18 protein-coding genes are annotated in these 21,076 nt (G+C 57.3%); 2 read left to right on the top strand and 16 right to left on the bottom strand.

The window, feature by feature from the left end:
- Positions 1 to 47 precede the first annotated feature (47 nt).
- The 11 genes from ACZ89R_RS07100 to ACZ89R_RS07050 form a co-directional block, all read right to left on the bottom strand.
- The gene (locus ACZ89R_RS07100; protein ID WP_123497601.1) at positions 48 to 377 is read right to left on the bottom strand and encodes a hypothetical protein; all 330 of its coding nucleotides are present in this window, start codon (positions 375 to 377) and stop codon (positions 48 to 50) included.
- On the bottom strand, positions 374 to 688 hold the full coding sequence (locus tag ACZ89R_RS07095) for a DUF6124 family protein (RefSeq protein WP_429546228.1): 315 nt from the start codon (positions 686 to 688) through the stop codon (positions 374 to 376). The genes ACZ89R_RS07100 and ACZ89R_RS07095 overlap by 4 nt, the downstream gene beginning before the upstream one ends.
- A 24-nt stretch (positions 689 to 712) precedes the next feature.
- The gene (locus ACZ89R_RS07090) at positions 713 to 1,519 is read right to left on the bottom strand and encodes a hypothetical protein (RefSeq protein WP_429546229.1); all 807 of its coding nucleotides are present in this window, start codon (positions 1,517 to 1,519) and stop codon (positions 713 to 715) included.
- 120 nt (positions 1,520 to 1,639) lie between these two features.
- The gene (locus ACZ89R_RS07085; protein ID WP_192343442.1) at positions 1,640 to 2,029 is read right to left on the bottom strand and encodes an Imm50 family immunity protein; all 390 of its coding nucleotides are present in this window, start codon (positions 2,027 to 2,029) and stop codon (positions 1,640 to 1,642) included.
- Positions 2,030 to 2,117: 88 nt separating this feature from the next.
- Entirely contained in the window at positions 2,118 to 2,549 is a 432-nt protein-coding gene (locus ACZ89R_RS07080) for a HEAT repeat domain-containing protein (protein WP_192343443.1), read from the bottom strand.
- 77 nt (positions 2,550 to 2,626) lie between these two features.
- Complete coding sequence (locus tag ACZ89R_RS07075) at positions 2,627 to 3,268, bottom strand: hypothetical protein (protein ID WP_429546230.1); 642 nt, start codon at positions 3,266 to 3,268, stop codon at positions 2,627 to 2,629.
- A complete protein-coding gene (locus ACZ89R_RS07070; protein ID WP_429546231.1) occupies positions 3,265 to 8,052 on the bottom strand; it encodes an RHS repeat-associated core domain-containing protein in 4,788 nt (1,595 codons plus the stop codon). The genes ACZ89R_RS07075 and ACZ89R_RS07070 overlap by 4 nt, the downstream gene beginning before the upstream one ends.
- Positions 8,049 to 8,777 (bottom strand): DUF4123 domain-containing protein, encoded by a 729-nt coding sequence (locus ACZ89R_RS07065; protein ID WP_429546232.1) that lies wholly within the window; start codon positions 8,775 to 8,777, stop codon positions 8,049 to 8,051. Before ACZ89R_RS07065 ends, ACZ89R_RS07070 begins: the two co-directional genes overlap by 4 nt.
- 4 nt (positions 8,778 to 8,781) lie before the next feature.
- The gene (locus ACZ89R_RS07060; protein WP_429546233.1) at positions 8,782 to 10,824 is read right to left on the bottom strand and encodes a type VI secretion system Vgr family protein; all 2,043 of its coding nucleotides are present in this window, start codon (positions 10,822 to 10,824) and stop codon (positions 8,782 to 8,784) included.
- A gap of 131 nt (positions 10,825 to 10,955) precedes the next feature.
- Entirely contained in the window at positions 10,956 to 11,471 is a 516-nt protein-coding gene (locus ACZ89R_RS07055; RefSeq protein ID WP_007900657.1) for an Hcp family type VI secretion system effector, read from the bottom strand.
- Between the two features lie 105 nt (positions 11,472 to 11,576).
- On the bottom strand, positions 11,577 to 11,771 hold the full coding sequence (locus ACZ89R_RS07050; protein WP_429546234.1) for a hypothetical protein: 195 nt from the start codon (positions 11,769 to 11,771) through the stop codon (positions 11,577 to 11,579).
- Between the two features lie 101 nt (positions 11,772 to 11,872).
- On the opposite strand from ACZ89R_RS07050, the gene ACZ89R_RS07045 reads away from it, so the two are divergent.
- Positions 11,873 to 12,550: a type 1 glutamine amidotransferase domain-containing protein gene (locus ACZ89R_RS07045; protein ID WP_429546235.1), complete on the top strand. Its 678-nt coding sequence runs from the start codon at positions 11,873 to 11,875 to the stop codon at positions 12,548 to 12,550.
- Positions 12,551 to 13,065: 515 nt separating this feature from the next.
- Here ACZ89R_RS07045 and hglS read toward each other — a convergent pair.
- The 5 genes from hglS to ACZ89R_RS07020 form a co-directional block, all read right to left on the bottom strand.
- Entirely contained in the window at positions 13,066 to 14,457 is a 1,392-nt protein-coding gene (gene hglS / locus ACZ89R_RS07040; protein WP_429546236.1) for a 2-oxoadipate dioxygenase/decarboxylase HglS, read from the bottom strand.
- 127 nt (positions 14,458 to 14,584) lie between these two features.
- Positions 14,585 to 15,802 (bottom strand): glycolate oxidase subunit GlcF, encoded by a 1,218-nt coding sequence (glcF, locus tag ACZ89R_RS07035; RefSeq protein WP_429546237.1) that lies wholly within the window; start codon positions 15,800 to 15,802, stop codon positions 14,585 to 14,587.
- An 8-nt stretch (positions 15,803 to 15,810) separates the two neighbouring features.
- Positions 15,811 to 16,860 carry a glycolate oxidase subunit GlcE gene (gene glcE / locus ACZ89R_RS07030; protein ID WP_429379530.1) on the bottom strand — a complete coding sequence of 350 codons (1,050 nt, stop codon included), beginning with the start codon at positions 16,858 to 16,860 and terminating at the stop codon, positions 15,811 to 15,813.
- The gene (gene glcD, locus ACZ89R_RS07025; RefSeq protein WP_429546238.1) at positions 16,860 to 18,359 is read right to left on the bottom strand and encodes a glycolate oxidase subunit GlcD; all 1,500 of its coding nucleotides are present in this window, start codon (positions 18,357 to 18,359) and stop codon (positions 16,860 to 16,862) included. Before glcD ends, glcE begins: the two co-directional genes overlap by 1 nt.
- 52 nt (positions 18,360 to 18,411) lie before the next feature.
- Entirely contained in the window at positions 18,412 to 19,338 is a 927-nt protein-coding gene (locus ACZ89R_RS07020; protein ID WP_123499695.1) for an alpha/beta fold hydrolase, read from the bottom strand.
- 467 nt (positions 19,339 to 19,805) lie between these two features.
- Between ACZ89R_RS07020 and ACZ89R_RS07015 the strand changes: the two genes are divergently transcribed.
- On the top strand, positions 19,806 to 20,879 hold the full coding sequence (locus tag ACZ89R_RS07015; RefSeq protein ID WP_429546239.1) for a diguanylate cyclase: 1,074 nt from the start codon (positions 19,806 to 19,808) through the stop codon (positions 20,877 to 20,879).
- Positions 20,880 to 21,076 lie beyond the last annotated feature (197 nt).

The raw sequence follows: 21,076 nt of genomic DNA, 5'->3' as shown, positions 1-21,076 counted from the left end.
ATGTTGAGTCGATTTTTTTGGATTGATCAGAAATTTAAAGACGGTTTTTAACAAACTCTTGCGAAGTACTGCGTGCATAAGTCTGGGAGGCGGAATTGACAATTTCGGATATAAAGTTGCGCTCGCAACCGCCGTCCGACCACATCCAGCAAATCGCAGCCATCGCGCAACGGGATGGCCAACACCCGCGCAAACTCTTGCAACAGCGCAGCATCACCACCAATCGCTTCGCCCAGGGAAAGCGTTTCCAACAGTTGAGTGACACTGCGAATGCGATACGCCGCCGTGTCGTGCAACACGTCGACAGGCGCTTCGATGTCGATCAGCAGGGAAGGGATCGTGCAGTCGATGCCGGTAATCGGCATGTATCGAGTCATGGTTGAGCCTGCTCAGCGTCGGACATCTCACCGGGTGGATCGAGATTGTCCAGCGCCCGGTTCACCAATAACTCGCCCAGTACGGCCAATTGCTGAATCGACAGCGCCAGGCTGCGGTGCGAGCCTTCGAGTTCGCAGGCAAAGTCAGTGGCCAGCACGTTGAGCGAGGCGAGGGTTTCGCAGGCGTGGCTTAACAGGGTTTCGGTGTCGATGTTGGGGATGAGGGGGAAAACGTGGCTGATGGGGGCGGGATGTTTTGGATCGCAGAGTCGGGCACTGACGGCCTGTGGATTGATGTCTTCAGATGTCACAACAGCCATCCTTGATGAGTGAATCTAAAAACTCATATCCGCTTCAATACTTTCTTCGTAAGTCGAGAGCAACTTCTCAACGCTTTCGTTTCCGGAGTATTTTTCTTTCAACTGCTTCAGCTGCTGGTCGGTGCCCTTGCAATATTTATTTATATCGCTGATGACACGATCGAGATTTTTCGGGGCAGCGGGGTCCCGTTCAGGAATATCTCCGCGCAAAGAATCACAGTTGTCTCTGTTTTTGATATAGCTGGAGACGTCGGTCGGAACGGACTCAGTATTTTCCGTTTCGCAAGAATTTGACGTTGGCTCTGCATCGTAACCTAGGCTCAAATACAAGTGACCGTTCAAACTCCCATTTTTTCTCGAGAAGAGATGAACGCCCTCTTGACTCAAGCAGGTGCTGATAGTTGTAGCTTGGTCCTTGACCTCAACGGCTGAGACGCCGCTTTCGGTTGCATGTTTACCAACTACAGCTATGCCGATGAAAGGCGCTGTGCATTGAATGTCAAGCCCATAGATGTGCATGTCGAATTCGTTGAGCAGGTCCACTGCATCGCCCTGCTGCTGTTTTCCCCCAGTTGTCTTTGTTAACTTACAGCAAGCAACGGTTCCATCCTGAGGGAATTGGACTGAAATGACTTCGCTGCCTGAAATATTCTGGGTTGTATATAGATAAGTTTTTCCGTCTGGATTGTTTTTAACGAGTCCAAATCCAGTGTCTTGGGCAAATACTGACCCTGAAAACATAGTCAGAATTATGAAAATTGTATGTTTAATGTCCATCGGTTGACCAACGTGGAGGGTCGAAAACAAGCTTTTTAACTCCATATGTAGTACCTGCTGGATTCAAATCCCCTTTCTTTACATTTTTGCTTTGAAGCGTTGAGGTGGGTTTTGTTAATTTTTTAGGCAGTTCTCTTGGTGTGAGCTGATTTGGATGTTCTTTTGCTACACTGCACCATAGTTATGGTATGCCTTAATATTTGCTATGGTAATGTTTTTTGCATTGCATGTGGCTGTACATGAATTTCCAAACCCAAGTGTGATTTTGTAGTTTGAGCTATCTTGAGTAACGGTTATAGTGGTGGGGCCGCTGAAATTGAAATTTTCGACATTGAAATTTTCTACATTTATCATGTAAAGCTGGAATTCGTACTCGTTATAATCTTTTTCCAGCCATTTCTTAGGGGCGACTGCTTGCTCTACTTGGCTGCATAGTTTTAAGCATATAGAGTTTCCGTCCAGTATGACGTAAGAAGTGCGCATGCTGGTAGGGGAGTAGTCTTCTCCAAAAATAGAAGTCCACTGTTTTTTATTAGATATTGATGATGTCCACATTTTAGGTTATTCAAACACGTAATGGTTGGCCACACTTTTGAGGTGGAATGTTAATAAAACTGTCCCTTGTTGGGTCAATTTTTCGTGATTAATTTTCTGCCGCCTCAGCTTTGGCGAGCAATCTGTTGAGTTCTGGCTCAACTTCATCAATGGGTGTTGCCTCTATAAGTTTTCTGATGGAGGATGCGTATTTTTTTTCTATAGGTACTTCTGCCCAGTCGAGTTCGTATGTTGCGATTATTTTTACATCTTTGTAGCAGGAACTGGAAAGCAATAGTTTTAGGAGTTTAATCGCTTGTTCTGTTCTGTCTTCTCCCAATGAAACGGCGCAACGCTGTTGCCAATACTCTGGCTTCTGAAGTATTTCTTGCTCTAATCGTTCCCATTGCTGATCTTTAAAGTCTATAAGGACTGACTTTGCAACAAGCTCTGTACCGTACTCAGTCCAGTTTGACTCCTCCGAATCGCCAATCCATGAGTGAAGCTTTTCATAAGTCTCGTTTTTTTCATAACCTTTCATGGGGTGACTCCTGTTGGATAAGATGAAGTCACTGCCCCGCTTTTTTGGATCACTTGCCATTTATGTTGGGTTTTGTTTTAAAAGCTTTGAATGATGTCTGGTATTTCAGTTTCGGTTGTTTTTATGGTGTCTAACATTTCAATTAAGGATTTTATTTTATCGCTATACTCTATTGGGGCGATAAGTTGTGCGGCTGAATGAGTATCGCTTTCTATGAAGCGGCCTATGAGGGTGTCTCGACTGTTTGTTAAGAGGTCAAAGATGTTTTGCGAAGTGATGCCTTTGTCTGCTTTACTAAGTTGTTCCCATATAAGGTTGAGGTTAGGGGTGGACTTTTTGAAGATTAGAATTGTATTTCGATGCTGTGTTAACTCGTTTGGTTTGAACTTGTTGTCTAGGTTATTGCTGGATTGAATATATGAATATATTTTTGAGGTTGCATTTTTTTTTATTAAATCTTCGTCGGTTAAGGTTTTTTCAATTTCTTTGCGTAGACGTACCTCTTGAATTTTATGTTGCTCCAAGGAGTAGCCAACTGTTCGCCATTTCATCACGATTGGCCATTCGGGTGCCAAAGAATTAGTGACTTTGCTCCAAGTGGCCCATACTTCCAAAATGGACGGGCCAAGAAATGAAAAAGTTATGAATCCGGGAGCAGTAGTATAGGTTGGTTGCTCCCATAGCTTTATTCCTGGTTCACAAGTATAAAATGTGCTCATGGTCTTTCTTTCTTGAAGTAGGTGTGTGAGTTGTCTCCCTCTTTTAGGGCTGCTTTTGTACCTGTGGTCCCAGTGACTTCTGTATTGAAGTGTGGGCCTTCATTACCTTTCACGTGGCCAAGGGAGTGTTCGCGTATTGTCACAGTTCGCCCATCCTTCAGGTGAAATTCGTAGACACGGCTCATTACACGACCCTTTTGGTCGGTAAGTACTTCTTTATATGACGTTGAAGGCTGCTGTGACAAAGGAACTCCGCCGACTTTTTTGGCCTGTCTGAATGCGGCTTTCCTAGTAAGGGTGCTGTCATGGCCTTTTGGTAGTTCAACTTCATTCGCTTCTACCTTTGAACTACTCGTATCATCTGGTTTTCTCTTGGTTCCGTTTTTTGTTTTTCCAGGACAATTAGTACTCAAGCCCAACGGATCCACCCAACCCGTAGGGTTGGGAACGTATTGGTAACTGTTCAACCCACCCGCCAGCTTGATCGGATCCGGAGTCAAAAACCGTCCAGTACCCGGATTGTAGTAGCGATGGCGGTTGTAGTGTAAACCTGTCTCCGCATCGAAGTACTGGCCTTGGAAACGTAGCGGATTGTCGATTTCGGCGACGTCCAGCGCGGCGAGGTTGCCGTAGGCGCGGTATTTGGCCGACCACATGATTTCGCCACTGTAATCGGTGAGTTCCTGCGGGGTACCGAGATGATCGAGCTGGTAGTAGAAAGGTGCCGCCTTCAGGGGGCCTTCACCGTCTAGCATCGCTAGAGGATGAAAGCTATCAGGCTCATATAGGTACGTGCGATACCTGTTTTCAGCGCTTTCCGTGAGTAAGTGATCTCCCATCCACAGGAACTCGGTGGTTTGGCCGTCGACAGTCTTTTCGATGCGTCGGCCGAAGGCGTCGTACTTGTAGGACGCGACGCTGCCACCCGGCAGGCTGACGCCGATCAGGCGATGTTGGCAGTCGTAACGGTACTCGGTAACCAGTTTCTGCCCGGCGCCGCGGCGTTCGCGGATCAGGTTGCCGTAGGCGTCGTAGTCGTAATGACGGTCGCCCTGCATCAGCAGTCGGTTGCCCTTGACGTTGGCGAAGTTCGCGGTCGGCTCGTTGTTTTGGCCGAGGAGGTTGCCCGCCGGGTCGTGGGCGAAGCTTTCAGGCGTAGCGCCGCGTACATTGATCAGGCGGTCAAGCGGATCATAGTGATAGCTGCGGTGGCCTTTGCGGCTGTCGTCGATGCCGGCGAGGTTGCCATTGGCGTCGTAGGTGTAGCGGCGCTGGAACAGATTCTTTTCGCGCTGGCTGACGCTGTGTGCTTGCAACCGACCCTGTTCGTCGTACTGGTATTGGCTGAGCAGCAGCCCTTGTTGGCGCTGTTGTTCGCGGCCGGCGTTGAACTGGTGGCTGGTCAGGCGCGAGCCGTTGAGGTCGATGCTGCTCAGCTGGCCGCCAGGCTGGTGGCGGTAATCGAGCTTGCTGCCGTCCGGGAGGCGGCAGTGTTTCAGTTGGCCGACGTTGTCGTACTCGTAGCGCAGAGTGCCCCAGCCCTGGTGCTCGGTGATCAGGCGATCTTGCCGATCGTATTCGTAGGCGAGGGGCCAGTGGCTGTCGTCGACGTTGACAAGGCGCCCGAGGGAGTCATAGCTGTAGTGAATTTCTTCACCGTCAGCCAGGGTTTTCACCAGCAGACGGCCAGCAGCGTCGCGCTGGTACTCGGTGATCAGCTCGCTGCCGTCGTCGCCGAATTCAGTTTTCTTCAGCAGTTGGCCATTGAGATCGTACTCGTAAGCGGTACGGCGACCGTCGAAACCGGTTTCCTGCTGGATCAGGCCGTTAGGGTAATAGTCGAGGCGGTAGTGCTCGCCACGTTCGTTTTCGATCTCGGTGAGCAGCAGGCGCGAGTTGTCGTAGCGGTAGCGCAGCTGGCTGCCGTCGGGGTTGATGCGGCGGCTCACGAGGTGCAGGTTGTCTGCGTATTCGTAGCGGGTGATGCGCCCGAGTTCATCCCGTTCGGCGGTGACGCGATCATACGGGTTATAGGTGAAGGCGCGGGTGGCGCCGCCCGGGAGGGTGATTTGTGTCAGGCGATCAACGGCATCCCATTGGTAATGGGTGATGGCGCCGGTTTCTTCCTGACGGGTGATCTGCCGGCCCAAGGCATCGTAGCGGTACTTGCGCTGACCGCCATCGGGCAGGCGCTCTTCCAGTAGTTGGCCGAGGTTGTTCCAACCCAGTTGATGACGACTGCCATCGGGATGGCGGATTTCCAGCAAGCGGCCTTGACGGTCGTAGTTGTAGTGGGTTTCGGCGCCGTGAGGGTCTGTTTGCTGGGTGATATCGCCTTGACGGTTGCGCTCGTACTTCCAGCGCGCTTTACCTCGCTGGACATCAATGAGTTGACCATTGAAGTAGTTGTAACGGGTCGGTTCGTCTTCTGGCGGGATCACGGCCATCAAGCGCCCGGCATCGCTGTACTGATACTCGGTGATGGCGCCCATCGGGTCTTTTACTGCGATCAGGCGACCCTGATCGTCATAGGCTTTCTGCGTTTCCCCACCATCGGGAGCGGTCTCGCTGATCAAACGCGCATTCTTGTCATGCACGTACACATGCTCGCTGCCGTCGGAGTTGTAAGCAGTCACTGAACCTTTGTCATCCCACTCGTAACGCGCTTCCAGCTGCGAGTAGTTAGCCCAGTGGCGGATGCAACGGGAAAGCTTGCCTTCACGCTCCCATTCCCAGAAAAAACTGGCACCACCGGCCAGTTGCCGTTCCAGAATGACGTGCTGGTCGTTGTAGTGGTAATGCTCGGTTTCACCTGCCGCATTGGTCGAGGATACGAGCTGATTACGCGTGTTGTAGCGGTAGGAGACCAAGGTCTGAATGGTTAGCCATGGATCCTGGCGTTCACCGCGGTCGTTGTACTCGGAGCGTTGTTGCTGATGATCCACTGCGGCGATATGACGGTCGTCGTAACGCAGCAGCAAGGCGCGGCCTGCACCGTTGTCGATGCGTTGAATACGGTCGACAAAGTCATAACTGATATGCACCCGATTGTCGTAGGCGTCGCTGATGCTGATCAATCGCCCGGCACGGAAGTGATAGAAGCGTGCTTTTGGTCCCGCCTGGGTAAGGGTTAACTCACCGGGTGCATCGCCCAAATAAATCGCCGCCTGCGCCAGGCTGTTGGTGATAGCCGGGCGTTGTTCGGTTGGCATCGGGAAGCGGATCTGGCGGTTTTCGTTGTCCGTCCACAGCACACCTTCATCGTCCAGTTGCAAACGATGAGACAAGGAATGGCTCCAACCATGGCCAAGACGGCTGTCGATTTCGACCGCACTGCTTCGGTAAAGGCGCGTCCATTCCAGAGGTAACAACCCACCCAGCTCGCCATCGGAGAGGGTCAGCAATTCCTCGCCGGTCACCATCGAAATCGGGTCGTCTTTGAGGCAGGTTTTATTGGCACACTCGGTGGGTTGGTCAGCCGGGTTTTTCGATTGGTTTGGCGCGTTGTCGACCGCTTCTTTTTGCTCGACGCGTGTGGCGCTTTCAGTTTTGCCGCGCGCCTGGATCTGCGCATCCGTTTCCACTTTTCCACCGGCGACAGGTGGCTTTTTCTTCGGCGCCATTGCTGTTTCGGCGGGTTTGGGCGGGGCGATCTCAACGTTGGCTTTACGCGCCGGGTTGAATGCCGAATTGCCATTAAGCAGTAAAGGCCGAGCAGCCTCGGTATGCGGTGTGGCGCTTGTTTTGCTGACTTTCATCAGCATGCCGGTAAAATCTTCAATCAGTTTCACAACTTTGGCGCTGTTTTGCGTGGCTTTAACTACCTTCGTGCCAATGCGCACGGCCAGGCCGAGACCACCGGTCAGGACCACACCGACCAGAATGTTCAGCAGGAACTCTGTGGTCAGCTGAGCCAGCACTTCTGTGCATGTCTGCGGCGGCAGCATCTTCACCCAGGCCATGATGGCGGCAACGTAGATCCACATCAGTGGTTCATCGCTGGCGATCAACAAGGCGGTGTGAATGGCCTCAGCGGAGGCGTCATAAATCTTCTTGATTTGCTCTTCGGTGAAGAAGTTTTTCAGCTTCTCGTAGTTCTCACGAGGATGCGCAACCAGGTTGTAGAGGCTTTTGATATCGCCCCACAGACCCATGATCGCTTTCAGAAAGCCTTCCCATGCGGCCTCCAGTTCCTGCAGGGCACGGCCACCCATCGAGGCATCGGTATGTGCCTGCCAAAGCGGTAGGAAACTGGTGCTCCATTCAGTCTGCAACCAGCCGCTCAAATCGCCGATCACGCCCTGATAGGAATTGAACAGGCTGTCGATCTGCGCGCGAGTAGGATTCGGGAAGAACGTGATTTTGTATTGCTGATTGGGCGTGAGGCCGGTGACTTCCAGAATCCCGGTCGAGTCGATTGTCTTGTTGATCTCCGGTCCGGCTTCGTTCTTGCCAGTGAACCGGCCATCCACCACAGGCACCAGACGGACCGGCGTATTGCCAATCGGAACAAATCGCGCAGACTCGAAGCTATGCACAAGCGTGAGCTTGCCGTTGGCCGGGCAGTTGGCATAAAGGGTGTTTTCCTTTTTGCTGTCCTTGTCCTGAGTACCGACCTCATCACCGACCTTGAATTGCTGTTCCGCGTCCAGCACACCGCCGTACCAGGCCTCGGCATGCTCACGGTAATCCTTCAGGCACTTTTTGAAGTCACTGATGATGGCCTGAGCATCAGGTTGTTTTGCCGTGAGGTTGCCTACGATCTCACCCATCAAAATGCTCATACAGCCACCTCATTTTCCAGATGGGCCTTCAACAGCCCGGTGAAATTTTCTTCCGTGAGCGGCGTGCGTTTTACGAAGCGCGCCACTTTTGTTCGTAGGTTGGATTCGGGAAACGAGAAGTACAGGTCGGCGTGATCCTCCTTCAACCACTGCATCATGTTGCCGACTACGGTCGATGGGTTTTGCTTGGTCAGGCCATCCAGCAACGCCTTCGGCACCTCCCACCAAGGCCAATCCTTCGCCGGTGGCACCACTCTCGGCCCCACCTCCAGGCTCTTGCCATTAATCAGGTACCGATCAAACACCGGCAGCACTTCACCGGCGGTATCGCCGAGGCCTTCCAGAATCGGGTAGATATGCCGCCCATCCCAGAACCGGAAAAACACTTCGGTCCCATCCGGCATCCGCACCTGAGTGAGGCTACGCAGATGCTCGAACACCACGTTCGGTTCGCTGCGGGAAACGGCCAGCCACCCCCAATCGAGGGCGTCCGTTTCGGCAATCCATGGCAGGAAGCTTGAGTTGGGTTTCAACTCGGTGAGGTAGGGCATCACCGGCTGCCAGGCCGCGTAGGGTGTACCGCCCCAGATCGGGATCGCCTGAGTTGTGGGTTCGTTTTGGTAAAGCGTCTTGAGCGCTTCGGCATCGCTGGCGGCGCTGACGATCAGGTACAAACGTTCGCCCGTTTGCAACGGCCGTCCTGCGAGCCAAGCCTGCGGAGTCATCAGATCAGATCGCACAGGCACCTGCCTTACACTTCTCGCACTCTTCACAGAACGGCGCATTACGTTTCAGCGTATTGATCTGCGCCGGGCTCAGCACCGCACCCGCCTTATCCGCATCCGCCTGTTTCAACGCCCCCGGCATCAACGGCGCCGCCCCGGTGCCACTTCCCGGGCTACCCCCAGAGTTCATGTTGATCACCGGGCCGCTTAGCGTCACACCGCTGGCGTCGATCTTGATGAAGCTGCCGCCGCCCTTGAGGGTCAGTTCGCTGCCGGCTTCGAGCACGACTTTCATGCCGCTGCTCAGGTGGATTTCCTGGCCGGCGTCGATGAATTGGCCGGTGCCGACCTTGATGTGTTGGTTCACGCCCACGGTCAGGTGGTCGTTGGCGCGGGCTTCGACTTTGCGGTCGGCATAGACGGTGTGGTGTTCTTCGGCCTTGAATTCGCTGTAGCTGTTTTTCTCGACGGTGTCGTGGCGTTCGTTGCCGACGCGGATTTTCTGGTCGTGTTCGACATTTTCGTCCCAGTCGCGCTGGGCGTGCAGGAAGATCTGTTCCTGGCCCTTTTTGTCTTCGATGCGCAGTTCGTTGTAACCGCCGCCACCCGGAGAGCTCAGGGTTTTGAAGGTGCTGCGGGTTTTGTTCGCCGGCAGGGCGTACGGGACGACGTTTTCCTTGTGGTACAGGCAGCCGCTGATCAGCGGTTGGTCGGGGTCGCCTTCGAGGAAGCTGACCAGCACTTCCATGCCGATCCGCGGGATGGCGATTCCACCGTAATGGGCGCCGGCCCAGGCGGAGGAGACGCGCAGCCAGCAGCTGGTCTTGTCGTCGGCCTGGCCTTCGCGGTCCCAGTGGAATTGCACTTTGACGCGGCCGTACTGGTCGCAGTGGATCTCTTCACCTTTGGGCCCGGTGACCACGGCGCTCTGGCTGCCGAGGATCCGTGGTTTGGGATGGTTCAGCGGCGGGCGGTTTGGCACGTCCCAAGGGGTGGCTTGGAAGCGGTTGCGGTAGCCCTGGTGGAAATCGTCCTTGAGGTTAGTCGTACTGCTGGTGACCGACTCTTCCAGCACTTGCGGCTGTTTGCCTTCGTGAAGGATTTCGGTCAGCAGCCACAGGTCGTTCCACTTAGGCTTAGGGTGTTGGGTCAGGGCCAGGAAGTGGCCGCTGACCAGCAACGGCTGATCGCTTTTGCCTTCGACGAGCTGGAAGTCGCTGCGGTGACGTTCGAGGGCGCGTTTGGCCAGGTGCTTGCCGCGTTCGCGGTCGATGAAGCGACCGGGGTAGTCGTAGTCTTCGAGGTCGGGCAGGGCATCGCCACGGTGTTCGCTTTCCAGGGTCAGGCGCGGTTTTTCGAAGTCGTAGTCGCGGCGGGTGGTGCGGCTGGTGCGGGTTTCGAGGCGCAGGTCGAAGCGCTTGATCACCGGGTCGTTGGCGACCATGCCGGAGTCTTGCTGGTAGGCCACGGGCGCGAGTTTCGGGAACACCGTCTGATCATCGCCGAACACCAGCTTGTGGGCCGTGGCGCTGTGCTGGAAGTGGTAGTGGATACCTTCTTCCTCGCACAGGCGCTGGATGAACTGCAGGTCCGATTCATCGTACTGAACGCAGTAAATGCGCTCGGGATAAATCGCCCCGACTTTGAATTGGTAGGCATTGCTTTGGATGCCGTGCTCTTCGAGGACCATGCCGACGATTTTCGGCACGCTGAGGTTCTGGAAGATGCGTTGGTTGATGCGGTGCGCCAGGTAAGACAGCTGCGGACGCAGGGTCACGGCGTAGCGGGTCAGGCGTTTGCCCGAATCGCCTTGGGCGGCGCGGTAGATCTGGCCATGGATGCCGCTGCCGTCAGGCGAGAGCTGCAAAAAGGCCGGTTTGTGCAATAGCGTTTCGAGGTCCAGGGACGGCTGTTCACTGACCAGCTCCACCTCAAACACAAAAGGCTGGCTGATGGCTTCCCGACCTTGCAGGGCAAGGACCTGGAGGTCGTTTTCCAGACCTTCGACAGTCAGGGCAAAGTGAGTCTGATTGGCCGGCGCGAACATCCCTTGTTCCTCGTGCAGTGCTGCGGCGCACGCCGACACCCAAACGGGCGCTTGCGGACGCGAAAATTCCTGGTAGGCGCAAATGACATCGACCAGCAGAGCTGGCCGATGTTTGGAACCGTCAGCCGCGATTAAGCGACTGGAACTCGCCAGTCATCGGAACCCGAAGTACCGGATACTTCGTGGGTCCAGGTGATTTTGCGGTAGGTGAATTGCACTTCTTCCAGGTGCGTGAAGTGCGAGTTCGACGGATCCTGGCAGTTGTGCATTTTGTTGTTGATGGCGACGATGATCGCGTCTTCCAGTTTGGTGGTGTAGTAGTGCTCTTGGGTACCTTGAGCCGAAGTGCGGTACCACTGGATAACGATTTCGCTCATGCGCTCGCCGGAGGTCAGCGCCGCTTGCAGCAGTGGCGAGGACTTGTCGTAGACCTTGGTGATCACGACTGGCTTGTGTACACGCTGACCGGTCGGTTGGCCCGACTGCGGGTCACGCGGGATGATCACGTCGTGGCTGAAAGCCTGAACCATGACCTGGTCTTCGTGACCTTCCTGGTAGGTGTTGCCAACGGAGTCGGCGGTGAATGCGCCGGCAGTGATCAGGCCTTGTTTCTCGCCGGTAACGGACATGTACGCTGGTGTAGCCATGGATGTGCTCCTTGCTAAAAGTTAGGGTGCCCGGGAGGCGGTATCGCCCGGTGGGTGCCTGACTGTTATCAAGGAGCGTGCCAGAAATTATTAATGCTATATAAATCAGATGGTTGAGGTGGTTTTCCCAGCGACGAAGAGGTTTTCGGTAAGGATCCGCTGAAAAAGTGCGCAAGAAGTTGCGCACCACTGCGCAACTTCTTGCGCACTTGGCTGGAGGGCTTGATAAACCTGGCGTTCAGCATCGCCGGGGGACTTTTCACCGAAATAGTTGCGCAACTTCTTGCGCATCAAGGCCATGAGCCGTCACCCCCGATAATGGGCGCAACGAACAGCGCTGTCCGGAGGTCAAATCCAGCGCCAAGATCACTGAGTAACCCTGACATCGACTGGAGAACGACATGAAAATCCTGATGGTTCTAACGTCCCACGATCAATTGGGTAACACCGGTAAGAAAACCGGCTTCTGGCTCGAAGAATTCGCCGCGCCGTATTACACCTTCAAGGACGCTGGCGCGCAGCTGACCCTGGTTTCACCCAAGGGCGGCCAGCCACCCCTGGACCCTAAAAGTGATGAGCCAGGCGCGCAAACCGCGGCCACCGATCGCTTTCGCAAGGATTCCGCTGCCCAGTCTGCTTTAGCGTCTACCGGGCTGCTGGATACCGTGAGGGCCGAAGACTACGACGCTGTTTTCTATCCAGGCGGGCATGGCCCGTTGTGGGATCTGGCTGAAGACACCTTTTCAATTGCGCTGATTGAAGCGTTTTACAAGGCGGGCAAACCGGTGGCAGCGGTCTGTCATGCGCCGGGGGTATTGCGCCACGTCAAGGATGAGGATGGTCAGCCGTTGGTCAAAGGCAAGCGGGTGACAGGCTTCACCAACTCCGAAGAGGCCGCTGTGCAGCTGACAGACGTGGTGCCGTTTCTGGTGGAGGACATGCTCAAGGCCAGCGGTGGTCTTTTCTCCAAGGCCGATGACTGGGCGAGTTACGTGATCGTGGATGGTCTGTTGCTGACCGGTCAAAACCCCGCCTCGTCGGAAGCGACCGCCAACGCGTTGTTGGCGAAGCTGCAATAAGATCAAAAGATCGCAGCCTGCGGCAGCTCCTACCTCGACCGCGTGCAACCGCAATGCAACGGGTGCACTCGACCCCCGTAGGAGCTGGCGAAGCCTGCGATCTTTTGATCTTGATTTTGGTGATGGCGAACACAGCCAAAAGATCGCAGCCTGCGGCAGCTCCTACCTCGACCGCGTGCAACCGCGATGCAACGGGTGCACCCAACCCCCGTAGGAGCTGGCGAAGCCTGCGATCTTTTGATCTTGATTTTGGTGATGGCGAACACAGCCAAAAGATCGCAGCCTGCGGCAGCTCCTCGACCGCGTGCAACCGCAATGCAACGGGTGCACTCGACCCCCGTAGGAGCTGGCGAAGCCTGCGATCTTTTGATCTTGATTTTGGTGATGGCGAACACAGCCAAAAGATCGCAGCCTGCGGCAGCTCCTACCTCGACCGCGTGCAACCGCAATGCAACGGGTGCACCCAACCCCGTAGGAGCTGGCGAAGCCTGCGATCTTTTTTGCGGCCATCACGCCTATTCGGAAACGTTCAAACCCAGTGCTGCAAGACACTCATCAATCGACCGCCGCTGCGTCTCGGCATACAGCCCCAGCTCGTCAATCGTCGACCTTCCCAGAGCCTTTTCGAACGCTCGCTGGTTCGAATGCACGCCATAGTGGATTTGCGCCGCGTCCCCCAGGTTCGACTGAAAAATCCCCGCCGCGCTGACCGGCAAAAAGTCTTCGTACACCAGCGGTTCAACCCGCACATAGCCGTCGCGAAGCAAATCCTCCAGCGACAAACCCTTCAGCCCCTTCGCCGCCAAGCCTTTTTCCGTAACGAAGTAGCGAAAATACGCCAATTCCTGTCGGCGCATATCCTCGACGGTGTCAGGGAATTCGCCAAAGTGCTGCGTCATTAGTGCGTTGTAGCGTGCGGCGTTGGTTTCGTTGGGGAAGTCCTTGAGTTCATCCCGGGCAGCGTTGAGCAAGCGGTCGTAAAGCGCCCGGCCTTTGGGGGTGAGCGCCGCGCCGCGTTGCTCGATTTCACCGAAACGGGCGCTGTGGCTGCCGCGGGTCTGGGCTTGATCGGTGAAGGTGATGGGCTCGTCCAGCGCCTTGAAACTGGTTTGACGCAGCAGGATCGGGCATTGGCGGCGGGGCGGGCCTTCGATCACCGCTTTGGGGGTGATGCCATGGGCGGGCATTTGCGCCTGGACGATGTCGATGTCCAGGGTGCGTGGCGTCAGGTGGTTGATGTGCGGGCCTTTGAACGCCACCACGTCGGCGATCAGCCGATGCTGGGCGCTGAGTTGCTGGTACTGCTCGGCCGTGACGGTGGCGCTGTGGTGCCAGCGGAAGGTTTCCAGGGCTTGTGCGACGAAATCCTGCACCTCGTCTTCGCTCAGGCCGCCCCGGGTTTCAGCGCGTTCGATGAGGGCCAATGCCGCCGGGGTGAAGATTGAGCGCTTATCCAGCACCGACTGGGCAAAGGTTCGCAGTTCGGCGTCTTCGATCAGTTCCAGGCGCAGCAGCGAGGTGAACACCCGGAACGGGCTGACTTGCAATGCGGCTTCATGCACGGCGCGGAACGCAGTGGAATGCACCGGAACACCGGCGGGGGTCAGGTCGTAATAGCCCACCGGCTGCATGCCCATCACCGCAAACAGGCGGGCGAGGGTCGACAGTTCAGCGGCAGTGCCGACCCGGATCGCGCCGTGGCGTTCCATGTCCAGGCGCTGGATTTCGCCGGTGCTGTGCAGCTGTCGGGCGATCTGCGGGTCGCTGTCCAGCACGTGGCGGTTGGTCTGTTCCACCAGTTCCATCAGCGCGCCGTACAGTGGCACTTCTTCGCGGTACATGTCGGACATCGCTTTGGAGAAGCGTTGGCGGATCAGGTCAGGGCTGACGAAGTTCGGATGGCTCATGAAAAGAATTCCTGGCGCGGTGTGATGGATGCGGGAAAAGATCGCAGCCTTCGGCGGCGCCGACAAACGAAGTTTCTGACGAACTTCATTCTGCCAAGGACTGTTCTTGCGACACTGCCCCGTTCGTTCAGCGCAGCACTTGGTCCACCAATTCGATCCAGTGCCTGACCGGCGTTCGTCCGGCGCTGTTGAGGTGGCTCTGACAGCCGATGTTGGCGGTGGCGATGACCTCGGGCTGGCCGCTTTCCAGGGCGTTGAGTTTGTTGTCTCTCAGTTGTCGGGCCAGTTCCGGTTGGGTAATCGAATAGGTGCCCGCCGAGCCACAACATAAATGACTGTCGGGCACTGCCGTGAGATTGAAGCCCAATCGGGTCAGCACGGCTTCTACCGCACCGCCAAGTTTTTGGGCGTGCTGCAAGGTGCAAGGGCAGTGGAAGGCGATCCGCTGGTCAGTAGCAGCGCAGACCCGTTCCAACGGTTCCTCGGCCAGCACTTGCACCAGGTCCAGCGCCAGTTCGCTGACCCGCTGGGCTTTGGCTGCATAGACCGGGTCGCGCTCCAGCAGATGCCCGTAATCCTTGATGAAGGCGCCGCAGCCGCTGGCGGTTTGCACGATGGCTTCGGCGCCGTTTTCCAGGTGCGGCCACCAGGCGTCGATGTTGCGTCGGGCGCGGTCCAGGCCCATGGCTTGGGCGTCGAGGTGATAGTCCAGCGCACCGCAGCACCCAGCTTCGGGCGCCGGGATCACGCTGATCCCCAGCCGGTCCAGTACCCGCGCGGTCGCGGCATTGGTGTTCGGCGACAGACCAGGTTGCACGCAGCCTTCGAGCATCAGCACTCGGCGAGCATACCGAGGGGCAGGGCGCTCGCCTGCGGCGGGGAGGTCGTGGGGCAGCTTCGCCTCGATGCCCCGTGGCAGCAATGGCCGGAATGTGGCGCCGATCTGCAGCAAGGTCTTGAACAGATTCGGATTCGGCGCCAGCGCCCGCAACCCCTGACGCAACAACCGCTGACTGGCCGGGCGCGGCACCGCTTGATCGATCACGGCGCGGCCGATGTCCAGCAGGTTGTGATAATCCACCCCGGACGGGCAGGTGGTTTCGCAGTTGCGGCAGGTCAGGCAGCGATCCAGGTGCAACTGGGCTTTGGCCGTGGCGGGGGCGCCTTCGAGCACTTGCTTGATCAGGTAGATGCGCCCGCGCGGCCCGTCCAGTTCGTCGCCCAGCAGTTGATACGTCGGGCACGTGGCGTTGCAGAAGCCGCAATGCACACAGGTGCGCAGAATCTTGTCCGCTTCTTCGGCGCGGGGCAGTAGTTTGGACTGTTCGCTGAGGTTGGTTTGCATAACGCCCCCTAGAGCTCCGCGTACATCCGCCCAGGGTTGAACAGCCCTTGCGGGTCCAGTTGCGCCTTGAGTTGCCGGTGATAGCGCAGCAGCGCCGGGGCCAGCGGCTGGAAAGGCGTTTCGCTGACGCCATGGCTGAAACAGGTGGCATGGCCGCCGAGTTCGTGGGCTCGCGACTGAATGTTGTCGGCTGCGGATTTCAACCAGCGTTGCGCGCCGCCCCAGTCGATCAGTTGCTCACCGGGCAAGTCCAGAGGCCCGAGGTTGTTGGGCAATGACAAGCGCCACAGCGGCAGGCCCTCATTGAAAAAGTCTAGTCGTTGTTCGTTCAGGTCGGCCCAATAACCGGAATCCAACGGTTCGCCACCGAGCCGTTGATGGGCGGCCGTCACCGAACCTTCGCCGCCTTCGAGCCGCAGATACAGACGCTGACCGTCGTGGCAGGCGGCGCTGATGGGCAGTGGTTGCTGGCCCCATTGCGCCAGATTGGCCAAGGCGTGGGCGCAGTCGATGTCCAGGCTGATGCTCAAGCATTGCCGGGGTTTGGGCAGCACTTTGAGCGAGACTTCGGTCAGCACGCCGAGGCAGCCATAACTGCCCACCATCAGGCGCGAGAGGTCGTAGCCGGCGACGTTTTTCATCACTTCGCCGCCGAAGCGCAGGTGGGTGCCGAGGCCGCTGATCACCCTCGTACCGAGGACAAAATCCCGCACCGAACCGGACCACGGGCGCCGCGGCCCGGACAGCCCTGCCGCGATCATCCCGCCAACAGTGGCGCCTTCGCCGAACGATGGTGGCTCGCAGGGCAGCATTTGCCCCTTTGCATCCAGTGCGGCAAACAGTTCGCTGAGCGGCGTGCCGGCGCGAACGCTGATCACCAACTCCGTCGGGTCGTAACTGACGATGCCGCAATGGGCGCGGATGTCGAGTATTTCTCCGGCCACTTCACGGCCGAGAAACGCCTTGGTGTTACCGCCCTGAATGCGCAGCGGCGTGGCGTTCTCCCGCGCCTGTTTGACCTGCTCCAGCAGGGCTTCACTGGCATCGAAGTCCGGCATCAGAAACGCTCCAGCTCAGGGAACGGCAGTTGTCCGGCGTGGATGTGCATCGCGCCGAATTCCGCGCAGCGGTGCAGGGTCGGGATGTTCTTGCCGGGATTGAGCAGGCCCTTTGGGTCGAACGCGGCTTTCACGGCGTGAAACAGGGTCAATTCATCACTGTTGAACTGCGCGCACATCTGATTGATTTTCTCCCGACCGACGCCATGTTCGCCGGTGATGCTGCCGCCGACTTTCACACAGAGTTCGAGGATCTTGCCGCCGAGGGCTTCGGCCCGCTCCAGCTCGCCGGGCTGGTTGGCGTCGAACAGGATCAGCGGGTGCATATTGCCGTCACCGGCATGGAAAACGTTGGCCACGCGCAAACCGTACTCTTGCGCCAGGCTGGCGATGCCCTTGAGTACACCGGGCAATTCGCGGCGGGGGATGGTGCCGTCCATGCAGTAGTAATCCGGCGAGAGACGGCCGATCGCCGGGAAGGCGTTTTTGCGTCCGGCCCAGAACCGCACACGTTCGGCTTCGTCCCGAGCCTGGCGCACGTCGCTGGCACCGGCCTGTTGCAGCACCTCTCGGACCCGCTCGCAATCGTCATGGACATCGGCTTCGACGCCGTCCAGTTCGCAGAGCAGGATCGCTTCGGCGTCCACTGGATAACCGGCATGGATGAAATCCTCGGCGGCACGGATCGCCAGGTTGTCCATCATCTCCAGGCCTCCCGGGATGATCCCGGCCGCGATGATCTCGGCCACCGCGTGGCCGGCCTTTTCCACGGAATCGAAACTGGCCAGCAGGACTTTGGCGACCTGGGGTTTGGGCAGCAGTTTGACCGTGACTTCGGTGATGATCCCCAGCAAGCCTTCGGAGCCGGTGAACAGGGCCAGCAAGTCGAAGCCCGGCGCGTCCAGCGAATCGGTGCCGAGGGTCAGGTGTTCGCCTTCGAGGGTGAGCACTTCGAGTTTCAGCAGATTGTGTACGGTCAGGCCATATTTGAGGCAATGCACGCCACCGGCGTTTTCTGCGACGTTACCGCCGATGGAGCAGGCGATTTGCGAAGACGGGTCCGGCGCGTAATACAAACCGAAGGGCGCCGCTGCCTGGGATATCGCCAGGTTACGCACTCCCGGCTGGACTCGTGCAGTGCGGGCGGCAGGGTCGATGTGCAGAATGTTGTTGAACCGTACCATCACCAGCAGCACGCCTTTGTCCAACGGCAGCGCACCGCCGGACAACCCGGTGCCGGCTCCGCGCGCCACCACCGGCACGTTGCGGGCATGACAGAGCCTGAGCAGCGCTTGCACCTGTTCCAGCTGCCGGGGCAGGGCGACCAGCATCGGTGTGGTGCGATAGGCCGAGAGGCCGTCGCATTCGTAGGGTTTGAGTTCTTCTTCGCGCCAGAGAATGTCCAGGTCCGGCACCTCCTGCTGCAAGGCCTTGAGTAACGCGGCCTTGTCGACATTGGGCAGAACACCGTCGATGCGTTCGTCGTAAAGAATGTTCATCGTTCACCACCCAGAGCAAAGGGGCTTGCCCCCTTTGTCACAAGGGATCTCATCAGGTTTTCCTTCCCAAAAACTCCCGATACAGCCGCGCGGTCTTGGCCGGTTGCTCAACCATCGGCATATGCCCGACACCGTCCCAGATCTCCACCTGCAAATCGGCGATGCCCTTGCTCCAGACCGGTACGCTGCTGACGTCGATCAAGCGGTCCTTGCGCCCCCACAGAAGCAGCGCCGGGCATTTGATGTCGGGCAGTTTTGGCTCCATCGGCGGGCTGGCGTGGAAGTCCCTGAAGATTTCTTCCAGCTCGTCGCGCTGCTGTTCATAACGCTGGGCGACGGCGTCCAGCACGATCCCCGGCACCCATGGCGGCGAGACCATGGTCATGGCATAAAAATGCTGGAACTCTTCACGGGAATGAATCAAAAACGGGTTATGCCCGCGAGCCAGGTGTCGCTCCATATCGCTGGGCTCCGGGGCGGTGACACCTGCCGGGTCGAGCAGCGCCAGCGAGATAATGCGCTCCGGGTAGTTGGCCGCCAGCCATGCCGCGATGTAGCCGCCCATGGAGTTGCCGATCACATGTACCTTTTCGACCCCGCAAATATCGAGCAACTGGATCAATCGTTTGGCCTGGACCGGAATGTCATAGCCCCCGCCGGCCTTGAAGCCGGTTTCGCCGTGCCCCGCGAGGTCAGGAATAATCACCCGGTAGTCGTCGACAAAATGCCGGGCGAAGCGCAGCCAGATGTTCTTGTCGGCGCTATAGCCGTGCAGCATCAGCACACTGCTGGCGGCTTCGTAAGGCCCGCCTTGCCAGGTCGAAACGGTCATTTCGGGGATTGGCACAACGATCTTGTGCAACCGGTACAGCCGAGCCTCCAGCGCCATGTTCAAGTCATAGAGCCAGTAACCGATGGCCGGGTAGCTCAACCAGCTCCAGGCCACGAAGACGGCGATAGTGACAACCAACAAAAGCATCAGGCTATTCCTTTGCAGTGATCAGGACAGCGTGTGGTCGGCGGATTTGAGCGCTCGGATCAATGTGTGTTAACTGAAATCCAATTCCGCCGCGACACACTCCTTGTAGCAGCTGGCGAAGCCTGCGTTCGGCTGCGAAGCAGTCGTGAATCCGGCTGATGCGGTTTGCCTATTGCATCGCGAGTTCAGGTTTTGTCGACTGCTTCGCAGCCGAACGCAGCCTCGCAGGCTCGGCAACTGCTACAACCGAACGCAGGCTTCGGCAAGTTGCTACAAAGGCCTCCTCTTTCTCGTTGTTATCGATCCCTCCCTTCATGTATAGACCAAACATTGGGCATTGAGCTCATGGGAGGTCACGCTATTCAGACCGCCAACCGGTGATGGCTATTTGCCGTTGCCCTGATAGACTTCAAACACACTTTCAACCCGTGTGTTGTCAGGCTCCGTTCAGCGGTACAGAGGCCTCTATGGAAAAAAAGGGAGGAAAGGGACTTTCACTGGCCAGGAGGCTGTACGGATCGCGAATCCTGGGGCTGGCCCTTGGATTATTGTGCGTCGGCGCAGGGATGTACCCACTCGACCCGGCGCCATGGGTCTGGGCGGTAATGCTGTTCAACGGGCTGCTCTGGCCGCATGTGGCCTATCAATGGGCGCGCCGGGCGGAAATTCCTTTTCGTGCCGAACACCGCAATATCCTGGTGGACGCGTTTCTCGGCGGTTTCTGGGTGGCCGCCATGCAGTTCAATCCGCTGCCCAGCGCGGCGACCCTTTCGATGATGGCGATGCACAACGTGGCCATCGGCGGTTTGCGTTTTCTGTTGATGGGCACCGTCGCGCAGGTGCTTGGGATAGGCCTCGGGCTGCTGGTGTTCATGCCGGCTTTTGTCCCGCAAACCAGTCCGTTTCAGCTGTACGCCTGCTTGCCTTTGCTGTCGATTTATCCGCTGTCTTTTGGTTGGATCTGCTTCCGTCAGGCCGACACCCTCGGCCGGCACAAGCGCGAACTGCTGGCCCTGAGCCGCACCGACAGCCTGACCGGCCTGCTGAATCATGGTGCCTGGAAAGATCAGCTGGAAATCGAGTTTCAGCGCTGCCAACGCCAACAGCAGGGCGGGGCGATTGCGCTGATCGACATCGACCATTTCAAAACCATCAACGATACCTACGGCCATGTCGCCGGGGATATGGTCCTGCGTCGGCTGAGCAAAATGCTCAAGCAGAACCTGCGGGCAGCGGATCTCGCCGGGCGTTATGGCGGTGACGAATTCTGTGTGCTGCTGCCGGACCTGCCGCTGGACCGTGCTGCCGTGGCGATGGATGCGTTGCGTGATCGTTTCGCCACATTGGGTTACGAGCAGAACCCGGCATTGAAAGTCAGTTTGAGCATCGGCCTGGCCGCCTTCAACCCGGCCCACGACGACGCGACCCTGTGGCTCAACGACGCCGACCAGGCGCTCTACGAAGCCAAGACCACTGGCCGCAACCGCGTCATTTGCCACAGTGATGGTAAACCGCATAAGGCGATGCTCGATTCGGTGTAAGCCAATCACCACAAACCCCTGTGGGAGCGAGCCTGCTCGCGAAGACGGCGGCACATTCAGCATCGAGGTGACTGACACACCGCTATCGCGAGCAGGCTCGCTCCCACATTGGATCTTCGGTTGATCGGGTTTGTGTGTGTCGTATTCGGTGTAGAGCGTTGTGGCTCAGTCAGGTAGTGTTTCAACACTCCGACACG

This window comes from Pseudomonas sp. TE3728, from assembly GCF_056279145.1.
The sequence above is the reverse complement of the archived record's forward strand: the minus strand, read 5'-3'. Positions and strand labels throughout refer to the sequence as shown.

Coding starts and splice junctions, on each gene's coding strand:
- ACZ89R_RS07100 (WP_123497601.1), bottom strand. CDS start 377: ATGACTCGATACATGCCGATTACCGGCATCGACTGCACGATCCCTTCC.
- ACZ89R_RS07090 (WP_429546229.1), bottom strand. CDS start 1,519: ATGGAGTTAAAAAGCTTGTTTTCGACCCTCCACGTTGGTCAACCGATG.
- ACZ89R_RS07085 (WP_192343442.1), bottom strand. CDS start 2,029: ATGTGGACATCATCAATATCTAATAAAAAACAGTGGACTTCTATTTTT.
- ACZ89R_RS07080 (WP_192343443.1), bottom strand. CDS start 2,549: ATGAAAGGTTATGAAAAAAACGAGACTTATGAAAAGCTTCACTCATGG.
- ACZ89R_RS07075 (WP_429546230.1), bottom strand. CDS start 3,268: ATGAGCACATTTTATACTTGTGAACCAGGAATAAAGCTATGGGAGCAA.
- ACZ89R_RS07070 (WP_429546231.1), bottom strand. CDS start 8,052: ATGAGCATTTTGATGGGTGAGATCGTAGGCAACCTCACGGCAAAACAA.
- ACZ89R_RS07065 (WP_429546232.1), bottom strand. CDS start 8,777: ATGACTCCGCAGGCTTGGCTCGCAGGACGGCCGTTGCAAACGGGCGAA.
- ACZ89R_RS07060 (WP_429546233.1), bottom strand. CDS start 10,824: ATGTTCGCGCCGGCCAATCAGACTCACTTTGCCCTGACTGTCGAAGGT.
- ACZ89R_RS07055 (WP_007900657.1), bottom strand. CDS start 11,471: ATGGCTACACCAGCGTACATGTCCGTTACCGGCGAGAAACAAGGCCTG.
- ACZ89R_RS07050 (WP_429546234.1), bottom strand. CDS start 11,771: ATGGCCTTGATGCGCAAGAAGTTGCGCAACTATTTCGGTGAAAAGTCC.
- ACZ89R_RS07045 (WP_429546235.1), top strand. CDS start 11,873: ATGAAAATCCTGATGGTTCTAACGTCCCACGATCAATTGGGTAACACC.
- hglS (WP_429546236.1), bottom strand. CDS start 14,457: ATGAGCCATCCGAACTTCGTCAGCCCTGACCTGATCCGCCAACGCTTC.
- glcF (WP_429546237.1), bottom strand. CDS start 15,802: ATGCAAACCAACCTCAGCGAACAGTCCAAACTACTGCCCCGCGCCGAA.
- glcE (WP_429379530.1), bottom strand. CDS start 16,860: ATGCCGGACTTCGATGCCAGTGAAGCCCTGCTGGAGCAGGTCAAACAG.
- glcD (WP_429546238.1), bottom strand. CDS start 18,359: ATGAACATTCTTTACGACGAACGCATCGACGGTGTTCTGCCCAATGTC.
- ACZ89R_RS07020 (WP_123499695.1), bottom strand. CDS start 19,338: ATGCTTTTGTTGGTTGTCACTATCGCCGTCTTCGTGGCCTGGAGCTGG.
- ACZ89R_RS07015 (WP_429546239.1), top strand. CDS start 19,806: ATGGAAAAAAAGGGAGGAAAGGGACTTTCACTGGCCAGGAGGCTGTAC.